This window comes from Staphylococcus sp. GDY8P126P (genome assembly GCF_017891965.1).
Lineage (GTDB): Bacteria > Bacillota > Bacilli > Staphylococcales > Staphylococcaceae > Staphylococcus > Staphylococcus saprophyticus.
Map to the genome: position 1 here is coordinate 245,469 of NZ_JAESKG010000003.1, position 13,379 is coordinate 258,847.

Annotated in this window: 12 protein-coding genes; 3 read left to right on the forward strand and 9 right to left on the reverse strand. The window is 34.1% G+C overall.

Annotated features, from left to right (window positions below; translation table 11 throughout):
• Window positions 1–211 precede the first annotated feature (211 nt).
• Window positions 212–1,465 carry an MFS transporter gene (locus tag KA893_RS06510; protein WP_041079468.1) on the reverse strand — a complete coding sequence of 418 codons (1,254 nt, stop codon included), beginning with the start codon at window positions 1,463–1,465 and terminating at the stop codon, window positions 212–214.
• 392 nt (window positions 1,466–1,857) lie between these two features.
• On the opposite strand from KA893_RS06510, the gene KA893_RS06515 reads away from it, so the two are divergent.
• Both KA893_RS06515 and KA893_RS06520 read left to right on the forward strand, forming a co-directional pair.
• On the forward strand, window positions 1,858–3,447 hold the full coding sequence (locus tag KA893_RS06515; protein ID WP_069821640.1) for an L-lactate permease: 1,590 nt from the start codon (window positions 1,858–1,860) through the stop codon (window positions 3,445–3,447).
• Between the two features lie 241 nt (window positions 3,448–3,688).
• Entirely contained in the window at window positions 3,689–4,348 is a 660-nt protein-coding gene (locus tag KA893_RS06520; protein WP_037537545.1) for a glyoxalase/bleomycin resistance/dioxygenase family protein, read from the forward strand.
• A gap of 97 nt (window positions 4,349–4,445) precedes the next feature.
• Here the strand turns inward: KA893_RS06520 and KA893_RS06525 are convergent, their stop codons facing one another.
• The 4 genes from KA893_RS06525 to KA893_RS06540 all read right to left on the reverse strand — a co-directional run bounded on the left by KA893_RS06525 (window position 4,446) and on the right by KA893_RS06540 (window position 6,903).
• A complete protein-coding gene (locus KA893_RS06525; protein ID WP_069821641.1) occupies window positions 4,446–4,985 on the reverse strand; it encodes a hypothetical protein in 540 nt (179 codons plus the stop codon).
• A 4-nt stretch (window positions 4,986–4,989) separates the two neighbouring features.
• A complete protein-coding gene (locus KA893_RS06530; protein ID WP_002482173.1) occupies window positions 4,990–5,574 on the reverse strand; it encodes a TetR/AcrR family transcriptional regulator in 585 nt (194 codons plus the stop codon).
• 166 nt (window positions 5,575–5,740) lie between these two features.
• Complete coding sequence (ssuE, locus tag KA893_RS06535) at window positions 5,741–6,280, reverse strand: NADPH-dependent FMN reductase (protein ID WP_115352818.1); 540 nt, start codon at window positions 6,278–6,280, stop codon at window positions 5,741–5,743.
• A 230-nt stretch (window positions 6,281–6,510) separates the two neighbouring features.
• The gene (locus tag KA893_RS06540; protein WP_002482171.1) at window positions 6,511–6,903 is read right to left on the reverse strand and encodes a DUF1398 family protein; all 393 of its coding nucleotides are present in this window, start codon (window positions 6,901–6,903) and stop codon (window positions 6,511–6,513) included.
• Window positions 6,904–7,113: 210 nt separating this feature from the next.
• Between KA893_RS06540 and KA893_RS06545 the strand changes: the two genes are divergently transcribed.
• Window positions 7,114–8,346 (forward strand): ArgE/DapE family deacylase, encoded by a 1,233-nt coding sequence (locus KA893_RS06545; RefSeq protein ID WP_115338336.1) that lies wholly within the window; start codon window positions 7,114–7,116, stop codon window positions 8,344–8,346.
• Between the two features lie 316 nt (window positions 8,347–8,662).
• On the opposite strand, the gene argB is transcribed toward KA893_RS06545, so the two are convergent.
• The 4 genes from argB to rocD are packed head-to-tail and all read right to left on the reverse strand — an operon-like array spanning window position 8,663 to window position 12,959.
• On the reverse strand, window positions 8,663–9,424 hold the full coding sequence (gene argB / locus KA893_RS06550; protein WP_041079480.1) for an acetylglutamate kinase: 762 nt from the start codon (window positions 9,422–9,424) through the stop codon (window positions 8,663–8,665).
• A 12-nt stretch (window positions 9,425–9,436) separates the two neighbouring features.
• Window positions 9,437–10,675 carry a bifunctional glutamate N-acetyltransferase/amino-acid acetyltransferase ArgJ gene (gene argJ / locus KA893_RS06555; protein ID WP_002482168.1) on the reverse strand — a complete coding sequence of 413 codons (1,239 nt, stop codon included), beginning with the start codon at window positions 10,673–10,675 and terminating at the stop codon, window positions 9,437–9,439.
• 23 nt (window positions 10,676–10,698) lie between these two features.
• The gene (argC, locus tag KA893_RS06560; protein ID WP_002482167.1) at window positions 10,699–11,730 is read right to left on the reverse strand and encodes an N-acetyl-gamma-glutamyl-phosphate reductase; all 1,032 of its coding nucleotides are present in this window, start codon (window positions 11,728–11,730) and stop codon (window positions 10,699–10,701) included.
• 44 nt (window positions 11,731–11,774) lie between these two features.
• On the reverse strand, window positions 11,775–12,959 hold the full coding sequence (gene rocD / locus KA893_RS06565) for an ornithine--oxo-acid transaminase (RefSeq protein WP_069794865.1): 1,185 nt from the start codon (window positions 12,957–12,959) through the stop codon (window positions 11,775–11,777).
• Between the last annotated feature and the right edge of the window lie 420 nt (window positions 12,960–13,379).

Consider the following 13,379-nt stretch of genomic DNA (forward strand, 5'->3'; position numbering starts at 1 on the left):
ACCCTTTTAATCAGAAATGAATTTTCGAATCAGTCGTTGATCGTCAATTTCATTCAAAGCCTATGAGATACCCCCTTATATTTCATAGGCTTTTTTATAAATTTCGTTATATTTCAATATCTATTCAATTTATTTAATTATTACCTATGAAAAAAGACCATGACATCTATAGATATCACGGCCTTCTTCATTATATGTTATCCATCGTATTTTAAGTTGCTTCTTTTTCGTTCAAAATACCACGCTCTTCTGGTGTTTTTAAAAAACGAGTCATAATCGCACTTGCTACATAAAGTCCAAATATAAGATACATCATACCTTGTACGCCAATACTATCGTAGAATAAAGCGACTAATCCAGGTCCAGCAAATACACACAAACCTGCTCCTAAGTTCAATATAGCCATTGCCGGACCTTTATCACCATCATGCACTAGTGAAGGCACAAGTGCTGATATAGGAACGAATCCAGCTAAACACATTCCCCATAAAAATCCTACTGTTCCGATAATGAACACATTCCCTGTAAATATTTCAGGTATAAAATACAAGCCTAAAGTAAATACAGCACAACCAACGCCTCCGATATAAGATATTGTATTTTTCCAACCAATCTTGTCGCTTAATGCGCCAAATATAAGATTGAAAATAATATTTGCAATAAAAATCGTACCCCAAATATTTAACCACGTCGTCGTTGCGATACCTTTCGTAGATAAATATATTGGAAGGAACAACGGAAATGCATATTGTGCAGCTTGATTAATAATTCTTACAATACAAGCAACCGCTACGCGAGGTTCTCGTTTTAAAATTGTAATACCAGCGCCCATCTCTTTCAAATGGGTTTTAAAACCATTCCCTTTATTCTCTATTTCAAATTTATCACGATTTACAAATACTGCTAAAAATGTTCCAACAATCACCCATAAAATCGCAGTCCATAAGGTGAATATATGACCAAATATTTGAATCGCCATCGAAGAATAAAATGAACCCAGTACACTCAAACCTCCTGTAAATACAAACCAAAACCATCCTACTGCTGCACCTAAACGTTTCTGTGGAGAACGATATGCTACCCAAACTAAAAATGAATAGGCAAATAATGGATACCCAAAACCTCTAATCGCATACGATGGTATCATTAGTCCATAATTCATGGATGGAAGTGCTAAGCCTACAAATATCATGTGACCAATAATATACAATAGCGTTCCCAATAACATTACTTTTCGTGGACCAATAATCTCTACTAATACACCTGAAAACCAAGATCCAATAGCAATCGTTACACCATAACAAGTAGTTAATATAGCAGTTTGATGTACAGATAGGCCATGATCATGTAAGTATGGACTAATCCAGGCTAGCTCCAAGCCATCCCCCATCATAAAAATAAGTACACCAATATATCCCCATAATAGTGTCGGTGGCATGCCCATTTTAGCTAACTTTTTATTCATTCATAACACCCCTATATCTATAAATTTTCATTCCTATGTTATTTCAAATAATATGCGCTTTCTTTAAAACCCTATGCATTCATTTATTCCAATCAAAAGAAAACGCTTTCATTTATTTCTATTATCTTATTTCATTTTTTCTATTATCGCAAATTTATTTTCGTTTCTTTTCGTTTCTTTGTTTTAATTACTATTAAAAACTGTGTTTACAATTTTAAATTTCCTACAAACGTTTTCACTCTTAAAGTATGTTTTTAAAAATAAATGTCATTTTTAAATGAAATAATTTATTTATTGGAATTTGAATTTTTACATGAATGCGTTTACAATGAATAATATTTAATCATCATATGACTAGATGATTGTTATTTTTACTTAGGGGGATTTTTTAAATGATGTTATTTGTTGCTTTTAGTGCTGTCATTGTGCCTTTTATTTTTTTAGTATTACTACGTATGTCTGCACTAAAGGGTATGATCATTAGTGCGTTCATTGTCACATTCTTGGGCATCTTTGTTTGGGGAATGCAAGGGCATGTCATATTGGCCTCAATGCTTCAAGGTACTCATAAAACTCTTACCATTCTCTATATTTTATTTGGTGCGCTTGTGTTACTTAATACTTTGCGACAAACTGGTGCAGTCACACGTATTAATGAAGGATTCAAAAAAATATCAGGAGATATGCGTGTTCAAGTTATTATTGTGGCTTTTTTATTTGGCTCATTGATTGAAGGTGCATCTGGATTTGGCACACCTGCAATGGTCACAGCACCGCTCATGGTAGCACTAGGTATCAGACCGATGATAGCTGTTGTTACCGCTTTGATTGCTGATAGCGTTGCTGTTTCATTTGGTGCCGTGGGAACACCTGTATTGGTCGGTTTAAGTACATTAAATGACGCAGATAGTTCACTGTTTCAAGCTACAGCTGAACGTATTACAACATTAGATTTACTAAGTGGTATTTTTATACCTATTATATTAATTGCTACTTTGATTATTTTCTTTGGCAAAACAAACAAACTCAAATCTATTGTTGAAATGATTCCATGGCTAGCCTGTATTGGTTTCATCTATGTCGCTTCTTCATTTGCCTATGCCTTTCTATTCGGTCCTGAATTCGTTGCAATTCTCGGTTCACTCACAGGACTTATCGTAGCCGTAGTCACAGCAAGTAAAGGTTGGCTACTCCCTAAAAATGAATGGAAAGACGGTTTTGATGACAGTTATGCACCCACAAAATCAGAACATGACATGCCATTATTAACTGCTTGGGCACCCTATTTAATGGTCGTTATATTATTATTACTGACAAGAACTGTACCACTGATTAAAGATTTCACTACACAAGTGTTAGATTTATCTTGGAATCAAATTCTAGGCTTTGAAACAATTTCATCTGATTGGGAATTTCTTTATTCACCAGGCACTATCTTACTGCTTTCTGCTTTATTTGCCATCCTAATACAGAGAAAATCGTTCAAAGATCTATCGCAAGCAAGCGTAGAATCGCTAAATACGATTAAAACCACTGGAATAACATTAGTAGCTACACTTGTGATGGTGCATGTGTTTATCAATTCTGGAATCAATACAAGTGATTTAATCAGCATGCCAGAATATATTGCTGAGAATATGTCTAAATACTTAGGACCTATTTGGCTATTCGTAGCACCTTTCTTAGGCGCATTAGGCTCCTTTATTACAGGAAGTGCAACCGTTTCTACATTGACATTTTCACCTATTCAATTAAATATTGCTCAATCCATTGGCGCAGAACCTTATACCGTCTTGGCTGCACAAATTATTGGTGCAGCAGCTGGTAACATGATTTGCGTACACAATGTCGTAGCTGTATGTGCTGTAGTGAATATGCCAGGAAAAGAAGGCAGTGTAATTAGAAAAACACTCGGCCCAGCATTACTATACTGTCTCTTAGTTGGTTTAAGTGCTTATATCATTACCTCAATATTCTTTTAATCTATAAATGTATTTTTAAAAGGACTAAACCCTTACTGTTGGGCTTAGTCCTTTTATTTAACTTCATAAATACTTTATTATAATTTAATAATTACTTTTGATGATAATTTAGAATCTGCAGCAATTTCAAAACATTTAGGTTATATAAATTCTTAATATTATCATCTTTATTATTATTTTGATAAAGTACTATTAAAATACTTTTTAAAATATGGTTACTACGTGGGGATGGGATATACATATGAAATTTGAAAGTATAACGTTATGTACTTCAGAATTAGAAGAAACGCTACAATTTTATGAGGAAACTTTGGAATGTCCTGTAGAAGTTATTAATCAAGATACTTTCATTGTTCAAATTGGTGAAACACAATTGCAATTTTGTAGGTCTGAAGAAGTTGTTCAACCTTATTATCACTTTGCAATTGATATTCCATACAATCATTTTTATGACATGAAAGAGCATTATCAAAATATATTATTTTTATTAATGGAAGACGGGCACCATACAACTTATTTTGAATCATTTGTCGCACACGCTGTATACTTTAATGATCCATCTGGAAACATCGTGGAATTGATTGCAAGAGTATCCAACATTACAGATGAACCTGAATTTTCTAGAATCAGTGAAATCGGCTTTGTATGTAATGAGACAAATGCTATTTACCAAGCTTTATCGGATTATAAAATCGAAACATTTGAACACGCTCATTTTGAACCTTATGCGTTAAACTTTTTAGGCGATACATCCGATGAAAGCTATATACTACTCACACCTGAAGATAGACGCTGGTCATTTTCTGAGAAACATTCCATTGCGTATCCAATTGATATTAAGACGGAAACATTCCACTTATCGTATGATACGCGTCATCAATGGCACTTAAAGCCATCTTAAATTATTCAAAAATAGTAAATATAAACGTGGAACAGAAATCCAATTTTCTCTAAAAATTAAATTTCTGTTCCACTATTTTTATATCATCCGTTATACTTTATACTTTTTTAGGTTTCGGCCAAATAAAGTAGCTCAGTGTGATTAATAAATCAATCCCTAATATAACTGTCCAAATTTTAATAACATGATAAAGCGCTGCTACACTATCGCCTTGTCCTACAATATTTATAATTAACCACAATAGACCTGTTCCAATCAAATAGGCTAAAACATGTCTTAACCAACTTACAAAATAAGCTTTTGCATAAGCAATACCCGTTTTCTTTTCAGGTAAATTTCCTTCCTTTAAAACATAGTATTTAAAACGTTCGTCTGCCCATTGAATCATTTGTTTTCCAAATGCAATTGAAACGCCAATATATACTGCTGCTATGCCATGAGGAACCGTTGCTTTGGCACCATTTAATAAATCTACACTCATCGTAATAATTAAAATCAAATCAATTACAGGCGTCATTGCAAGTAAAATCAAACCAACTTGTTTCATGCGTAAGACATATCTTGAAATCAAACCTAAAATAATGACAATCCAAAATAATAATTCAGCTGCAATAAGTATCATTAATACCCCGTTCATTATATTACCTCCTTAACCAGGATTTCACTTCGCTCTCTATTAAATGTTCAATATCTTCATTTATCATCTGCTCGGGATTTAACAATTTATGTAATGCTAATCCATCCAATAATGCATGCATTTTCATTATTGCTACATATTGATTTAACGATGTGTCGAGTAAGTCATGTTCTTCTAAAAATGACATAGATGCTTTTACTAAAGTAAAGATTTCATTCCCCATGGAATCTTTACCTACTTCATGTAACTCATATTGAAAGGCCAACCAGACCTCCATATCCGCATAACGTTCTTCATCAAACGGCATAGCTTTCAACATCGCCTGTATGACTTTATCAAGCGGGCTTAGACCTCCGTCGTTATATACCGCTTTAAATCTTCCTCTAACTTTACTATCTACTTCGACCGATACTGCTTTTAACAAATCATGATGGTTTGGATAATAATAACGTATTTGTCCTGGTGTCATTCGTGCTAACTTTGCAATATTTCTAACTGTAGCACCCTTAGCGCCATTGCTTACGATAGATTGCCATGCATACTGTATAATTTGCTGCTTCTTTTTCTCGTGATCTACTACTTTGGGCATATATCAGAACTCCCTTTTTAATATACTTGTATTAATTAAAAACTAAAAAAATAGCCTTTAAAACTTATTTTATTTACTTTAACATATTTTAATACACCTGTGTTAAAACAAAGCATTTTTAAAGACGTATCGCAATTATTTAGATACGCCTTTAAATCAATATCTTTTATTCTATTACTTGCGCTTTATCACTGACAAACTTTTTTAAAGTTTTATTTAAGCCATCTTTCGCTTCTTGATCATAACCATAAGTACCGTCTTCATTAGATGTAATATGTTTGTCTAAAATAAATCTACCTTTATGAATTGTATCTGCACCCAATTCTTTTATAACTGGATCTAAGCTATATTGAATCGCTAATACATGTGCAAATGTACCACCTAATGCGAGCGGGAGGACTGTTTTACCTGTAAATGCGCCACGTGGCATTAAATCTAAATATGTCTTCACGATGCCTGAATACGCTGCTTTAAATACAGGTGAAACGATAATTATCCCATCAGCTTCTTCAATTTTTTTATGTGTTTTATTAATTGATTCATTTGAAAAGTCAGCGGTAATCAATGCTTCAGCGTCTAATTGATGTACATGTATGACATCTGTCTCAATGCCTTCATCATTTAAATATTTTTCAGCATATTTTACTACACCTGTTAACCTAGACTGAATCTTATTACCACCTGCGATAATTGCTACACTTGCCATACTTATTGTCCCCTTTCATTGTTAAACACGATATATCTATATGAAGCACTTTAGGGTCATTGTTCGACTCGCAACTTTTCCCCTAAACAACCCACGTTTAATTAATAATTAAGCTTTAATCTTGCTACTTTATAATCTTTCTACACTCTCTACCGTATCATCAATTATAAATGCTGTCATAGTATACGTCTTAAATATCTTATCTTTTTACTCGTATTTATAAACACATATCAAGATTGAGGTATATTTTCTGTAATGACAACCTGATTTTCCTTGTCTATATAGGCACATGTGCCAGCGATAATATCAATATGCCACTTATAAATGCCCGCTCGTGCCATTTCATCGCAAAACTTTGAAAAATCCGTTTCACCTGCTTGATGACGCTGCAATATATCTTTTACCAACGCAAGGTGTGTCTGTTGTGCAATGGGTACAGCTACTTTAACACTTTCATCAGTAATTTCAGCTCCATCCTGATGAATATAAGATGTTTCGCCTTGTTCTATATTCACTGTATTAACAATGATTCCCATATCTTTAAAAGCTTTAAACAATTTCGGAAAATCTACGCCTGTATATTGTTGGTGTGCTTGATGAATTTTATTTAATGATAACGTCATAATCGTACCTCTTTTACGCTTATTTGCTTACTCTATATCATAGCTTTAAAACTTGTATACAACAAGTTTATTAATCAATTAATCGCACTATTGTAATTATACACAATATATATTTTAAAATTATAAAGTTTTTATTAAAAGTCTTTTCACTTATCAAAATAATTTGCCAGATGTATACTTGTTATAGTCTTTCTAAAGGAGTGGTATGTTATGAGTACATTTTCTGTAGAAGAAAAAGTACAAATATTATCTGATATTGTAGCAATGAATACAGTAAATGATAATGAAATCGAGGTATGTCAATACTTCCAAAATTTATTTGAACAACACGGTATTAAATCAACCATTGATAAAGTTGATGAACGACGCGCTAACTTAATTGCCGACATTGGTGAAGGCAGTCCAGTCATCGGTGTATCTGGACATATGGATGTCGTATCAGAAGGTAATCGTGAACAATGGTCATATGACCCTTTTAAACTTACCGAAGACAATGGTTATTTATATGGTCGTGGTGCTGCTGATATGAAATCTGGACTCGCTGCACTCGCTATTGCTCTTATCGAAATGCACGATGCACAATTATTAACAAAAGGACGCATTAAATTCTTAGCTACTTCAGGTGAAGAGATGGAACAACTTGGTTCACAAAATCTCTACGAAAAAGGTTACATGGATGATGTTGACGCACTCATCATAGCCGAGCCTTGTCAAGATATGATGGTCTACGCACATAAAGGGTCTATGGACTATCGTATTAAATCACAAGGTACTTCTGCACATAGTTCTATGCCTATCCTCGGTGTGAACGCAATTAAACCTTTAATTGAATTTATTCAAGATATCGATAACGCATATCAAAAAATATCTAAAGAAATTAAAGGTGAATCTTTAGACTTCACTCATTTGATCGATCGAATGAAACCTTCTCTACCAGCTACATTTGCTGTTGAAGAAATTGAATCCGCATTACAAGGGCTTGTCATCACTAACACATTAATCAAGGGTGGCGTTCAAGTGAATTCTGTCCCTGAAGACGCTGATGCTGATTTCAATATTCGTACAATCCCAGAATACAATAATGACCAAGTTAAAAATTTATTTAATAATACAATTGAAAAACATAATGCAAATGGCTCAAATTTAGAAAGTGAATTATATCTTGACTTAGATCCTGTACTTACTACTGGTCAAAATAGCCTAATTGACACTGCTAAAACGATTGGCAAAACAGCATTTAATAAAGATTTTGTCGCTGCCCCAATTGGTGGTGTGACGGATGCTTCTAATTTACTACGCGGTAAAGATGAATCTTTCCCATTCTTAGTATTTGGTCCAGGTGAAAAACCACACCAAGTAGATGAACGTGTAGAAAAAGCAATGTACCTTAAATTCATTGATTTCTATAAAGAACTATTAATCACTTATTCAAAAAATTATTAATGGCCTGATTAGCACTAAGCACGATATCCAAGCCATTTATAAAAAAACAACGCATATGCGTCATTCCAGCATATGCGTTGTTTTTTATTTTCAAATTAACCATTACACTATCACGCCAATTCAATCCTACAATGTAAATAGCAGCTGAAAAACACTAACTAATTGCGTTACTTTAATATGTACCACATCGTCTAAAAACAGCGCTATTTCAAGCATCTACCAATTTTGTTTATACTATGACAAAGTCTTTTTTAAATTTTTAATATAGTGATACTTTGATTTAACGATTTCCCAGGAAATTGCTATTATATTATGCTCACAACACAATCGTTGTCCCAATACCTTGCCCAGTTCTTATCCTTTCCACGACATGCGCTTCGTTACCTGCTGCGATAACTACTTTTTGACAGCCATATTCAATGGCACTGATCGCATCTTGTACTTTAGGAATCATCCCCCCATATATTTGCTCTTGTTCAATATAATTTTTAATATGCTCTGAATTCAATGTGGCCTTTACTTTATTATCTATCATGACACCTGGTATATCACTCAATAAATAGATAGGTGCGTTTAATGTCTGCGCTATTTTGTACGCCAACGTATCTGCGTTAATATTATATAAATGTCTAGAGGTTTTATGTCTGCCGATAGACGCAATAACAGGTATATATGCTTCTGTAAGATGATCTATAACTGCTGTATTAATGTTGATTGGTTCGCCTACATATCCATATTTTTCGTTTAATGGTTCAACGTCAAATAGCTTGGCATCTATTCCATTTAACCCAATACTTTGAATATTTTCATCATTCATTTTACTTACAAGCTGCGGATTCACCTTTCCGATTAATATCTGACTTGTAATTGACATTACTTCATCTGTAGTAACCCTCAATCCATCTTCAAATAATGAATCGACGCCTTGCTGCTCTAACGCTTGATTGATAAAAGGCCCTCCACCATGAATAATAATCGGATGCAAACCCTGTTGCTTTAACTGTGCAATATCATCAATGGTAGTTTCATGTAATTCGGTCAAGGTACTACCACCAATTTTGATAACTATATAATTCATTGCAGTCACTCCTTAAGTTCTGTACGACGCGTTGATACGTACATATTCATATGATAAATCACAACCATATGCTGCCGCTTCTCCTTCCCCGTTTCCAACAGTCGCTTCAATTAAAATATTATCTGATGCTAATTCTTCTTTTAAACGCTGTTCATCAAAATCTACAGCCATACCTTTTTCCAACACACTCACTTGGCATAACGAAACATGGGTTGCGCTAGGTTCTATATATCGCGATGCGTATCCTATAGCAGTGACAATTCTTCCGAAATTCGCATCTTCACCATGGATAGCGGTTTTCACTAAATTCGAGGAGACAATGCTCTTTGCAATTTTTCTTGCTTCAACAACATCGTGAGCGCCCTTGACCTTTACAGTAACCAATTTAGTTGCCCCTTCACCATCTTTAGCGATGCTCTTGGCAAGATAGTGGCATACAAAATTCAATGCATACACAAACTTATGCCATTCGGGATGTAATGCATCAATTTGTGTATGTTGCGCTTGACCATTTGCCATGCATAGCACCATATCATTTGTACTTGAATCACCATCCACCGTAATCATATTAAACGATTGATCGATTGATTGTTTTAGGCAATAATCCAACGTATTCGCATCAATATTGGCATCAGTAGTTATAAATCCTAGCATTGTTGCCATATTGGGATGTATCATGCCTGATCCTTTTGCAGTGCCACCTATCGTTACTGTGGTACCATCGATTTCAACCTTTACTGACAGATGTTTCGTCATCGTATCAGTTGTTAAAATAGCTTGATTGAATGCTTCACTTTTATTATATTGTTCTTTTAAAACGTGCTGCGTTGCATATTGTATTTTATCCATTGGCAAAAACGATCCAATAACACCTGTAGAGGCAACACCAACAAGATGTTGCTCGATATTTAATTGCTCAGCAATCCAAGCTTGTGTATCCAACGCATCTTGCATACCTTTTTCTCCTGTACACGCATTCGCAATAGCCGAATTCACAATAATGGCTTGTAGTGCTTTATCCTTATTAATACTATCTTCAGTTAGTTTTAATGGCGCAGCTTTAAATTGATTCAATGTATAAACACCTGTTGCTGTAGCTGGCGTCGTTGAATAAATCCAACCAAAGTCCACTTTCTTTCTTCTCAAACCGCAATGTAAACCACCAGCAATAAAACCTAATGGTGAACTCACGTCGCCTTCTAAATCTATATTTAATTGGTTTAACGTATCAATTGTTTCAATGTCTCTCATTTCTTCTCTCCTTTCATCCTACTTTATGGATAAACTGGTGATTGTAGCAATCCAGTGTTTTCTTTCCATCCATACATTAAGTTCAAATTCTGAATCGCTTGACCACTTGCACCTTTAACTAAGTTATCAATCACAGACACGAGAATCGCTGTTTGATTCTCTTCATCAACATAAATACCGATATCACAATAATTGCTACCGTAAACTTCCTTAGTTTTTGGAAATTGGCCTAATGATCTAATTCTTACAAATGGTTTATCTTCATAATAATCTTTAAACAGATTATGTAAGTCTTCATTAGTAAAAGCATGGTTTAGTTTGATATAAATGGTTGATAAAATACCTCGAGTCATAGGTACGAGATGCGGTGTAAATGTTACTTTTACTTCTTGTTGGGCTAATAATGATAAATATTGTTCAATTTCAGGTTTATGCTTATGCTTTCCTATCGCATAGGCGCTTAAATTTTCATTCATCTCCGCGAAATGAACATGTTGTGCCAAAGACCTACCGGCACCGGATACACCCGTCTTCGCATCGATGATAATGTTATCTTGCTTTACAATATCTTTATCTATTAGCGGATGTAGTGCTAACAATGTAGCTGTTGGAAAACATCCAGGGTTCGCAATTAATTGCGTTGTTTGTGCATTTACATTTGACCATTCTGCAATGCTATAATTTGCTTCATTCAAATATTCTTGAGAAGCTGCCGTTTCACCATAATACGTTTCATAAGTAGCTCGATTAGTTAATCTAAAATCACCCGACAAATCAATGATTTTAATCCTCTTGCTAAGCAACTGAGGAACAATGTGTTTACTCACATTTGAAGGTGTCGCAAAAAATATCACGTCGCATTCAATTCCTTCACTATTTAACGTTTCATAGTGATATGTGAGCTGTTCCAAATGTGGAAATGTTTCCTTTATAGGTTGATCCTGTTTAGAATGCGAAAAGATATATTTTATATTTACATTAGGATGCTGAATTAATAATCGAATTAATTCAATGGCTCCATATCCACTACCGCCAACGATACCAACTTCAATCATTCACTTCATTCCTTTCTGAATATTCGGAAATTTTATATTAAATTTTACTTTTCCAAAACTTCTGTTATGACACGAATTACTTCATCGATTTCATCTTTATCAATAACAAGTGGTGGTGCAATCCTTATAATATTGCCCTGTGTTTCTTTACAAAGCACACCTTTATTTATCATTTGTTCACAATAGTCCTGTGCTGCTACATTTAATTCTATACCTATAAACAATCCCCTACCTCTCACTTCCACGATCAGTTCACTTTCAATTTGTTGCAGGTGCTTTAATAATCTATCGCCTAAGTCTAATGCATTTTGTACTAAATGCTCTTCATTCAGCACGTCTAATGCTGCCATTGATACAGCGCAAGCTAGTGGATTACCACCAAATGTGGAACCATGCGTGCCTGGGGTGAGGACACTCATCACATCTTGGTTCGCTAACACTGCGGATATCGGATATAACCCTCCACCTAGTGATTTACCTAATAAATATATATCTGGCTCTGTATTTTCCCATTCCATTGCGAACATCTTACCCGTTCTTCCAAGCCCCACTTGTATCTCGTCTGCAATTAATAACACATTATATTCGTTACAGAGTTGACGTACTTCTTGTATAAAATGTGTTGGGGGAATATTTACGCCTCCCTCACCTTGTATTGGTTCCAGAATAATTGCAGTTGTTTGATTATTAATTAATTTTTTTAATTGTTCTATATCTCCAAAATCTGCGTAGTGTATATTGTTTAATAACGGTCCAAAACCTTTTTTATAACTATCTTGTGATGATAATGATAATGAACCTAACGTACGGCCATGAAAGTTTCCATTCATAGCAATGATTTCTGATGATGATTCATCAATATTTTTAATATCAGCGCCCCATTTACGAGCCATTTTTATGGCTGTTTCCACAGCCTCTGTGCCAGTATTCATTGGTAAAACATTTTCTTTATTTGCAAGTTTACAAATCTTTTCTTCCCATTTACCTAAATTATCACTATATAAAGCACGAGAAACCATTGTTATTCTTTGGCTCTGCTCTTGAAATGCCTTTATGATTTTAGGATGACAATGGCCTTGATTAACTACCGAAAATCCAGAAATACAATCTATATAACAATTGTCTTCAATATCCCAGACTTTTGCACCACGTCCTTTAGCTAAAGCTAATTTTAATGGACTATAATTTTTAGAACTATATTTGTCTGTGTGTTCATATAAATCAAGCATCAAAACCCTCATTTCATAATATTTATTCTCAAAAATGAATTAATATTCATAAATAATACACTTGTCAGATTAATTAGTCAAAGGTTATTTTGAATTTTTACACTTTAAACGAATTGAAAATGTTGTTTTAATGGGGATAAAAAACATTGTTAAATAATTTATTTTAATGAAATTTACTTTTCCATAGAATATCCCATGCATTTATTTTGCATAAAATGTTGTCCACTGCAATATTGCATACGCTTATTGTCTAAGTACAGTCGCATTATTATAGTCATTTTCTATACATAAAAAAGATGGATCAGAAATCAAATTGTCTCAAAAAGATTTCAGGCTCCCACTCCATTTAAGCATGATCATTCAAATGATTAACTATGTCGCTATTTATATAAAAAAAGCGTCTGGGAGATTTAACAATGT

What these genes read in the sequence shown, in the direction of transcription:
- rocD (WP_069794865.1), bottom strand. Translation starts at nt 12,959, where the DNA reads ATGCTTGATTTATATGAACACACAGACAAATATAGTTCTAAAAATTAT.
- KA893_RS06525 (WP_069821641.1), bottom strand. Translation starts at nt 4,985, where the DNA reads ATGAACGGGGTATTAATGATACTTATTGCAGCTGAATTATTATTTTGG.
- ssuE (WP_115352818.1), bottom strand. Translation starts at nt 6,280, where the DNA reads ATGGCAAGTGTAGCAATTATCGCAGGTGGTAATAAGATTCAGTCTAGG.
- argJ (WP_002482168.1), bottom strand. Translation starts at nt 10,675, where the DNA reads ATGAGAGACATTGAAACAATTGATACGTTAAACCAATTAAATATAGAT.
- KA893_RS06545 (WP_115338336.1), top strand. Translation starts at nt 7,114, where the DNA reads ATGAGTACATTTTCTGTAGAAGAAAAAGTACAAATATTATCTGATATT.
- KA893_RS06515 (WP_069821640.1), top strand. Translation starts at nt 1,858, where the DNA reads ATGATGTTATTTGTTGCTTTTAGTGCTGTCATTGTGCCTTTTATTTTT.
- argC (WP_002482167.1), bottom strand. Translation starts at nt 11,730, where the DNA reads ATGATTGAAGTTGGTATCGTTGGCGGTAGTGGATATGGAGCCATTGAA.
- KA893_RS06540 (WP_002482171.1), bottom strand. Translation starts at nt 6,903, where the DNA reads ATGACGTTATCATTAAATAAAATTCATCAAGCACACCAACAATATACA.
- KA893_RS06530 (WP_002482173.1), bottom strand. Translation starts at nt 5,574, where the DNA reads ATGCCCAAAGTAGTAGATCACGAGAAAAAGAAGCAGCAAATTATACAG.
- KA893_RS06520 (WP_037537545.1), top strand. Translation starts at nt 3,689, where the DNA reads ATGAAATTTGAAAGTATAACGTTATGTACTTCAGAATTAGAAGAAACG.
- KA893_RS06510 (WP_041079468.1), bottom strand. Translation starts at nt 1,465, where the DNA reads ATGAATAAAAAGTTAGCTAAAATGGGCATGCCACCGACACTATTATGG.
- argB (WP_041079480.1), bottom strand. Translation starts at nt 9,424, where the DNA reads ATGAATTATATAGTTATCAAAATTGGTGGTAGTACCTTGACCGAATTA.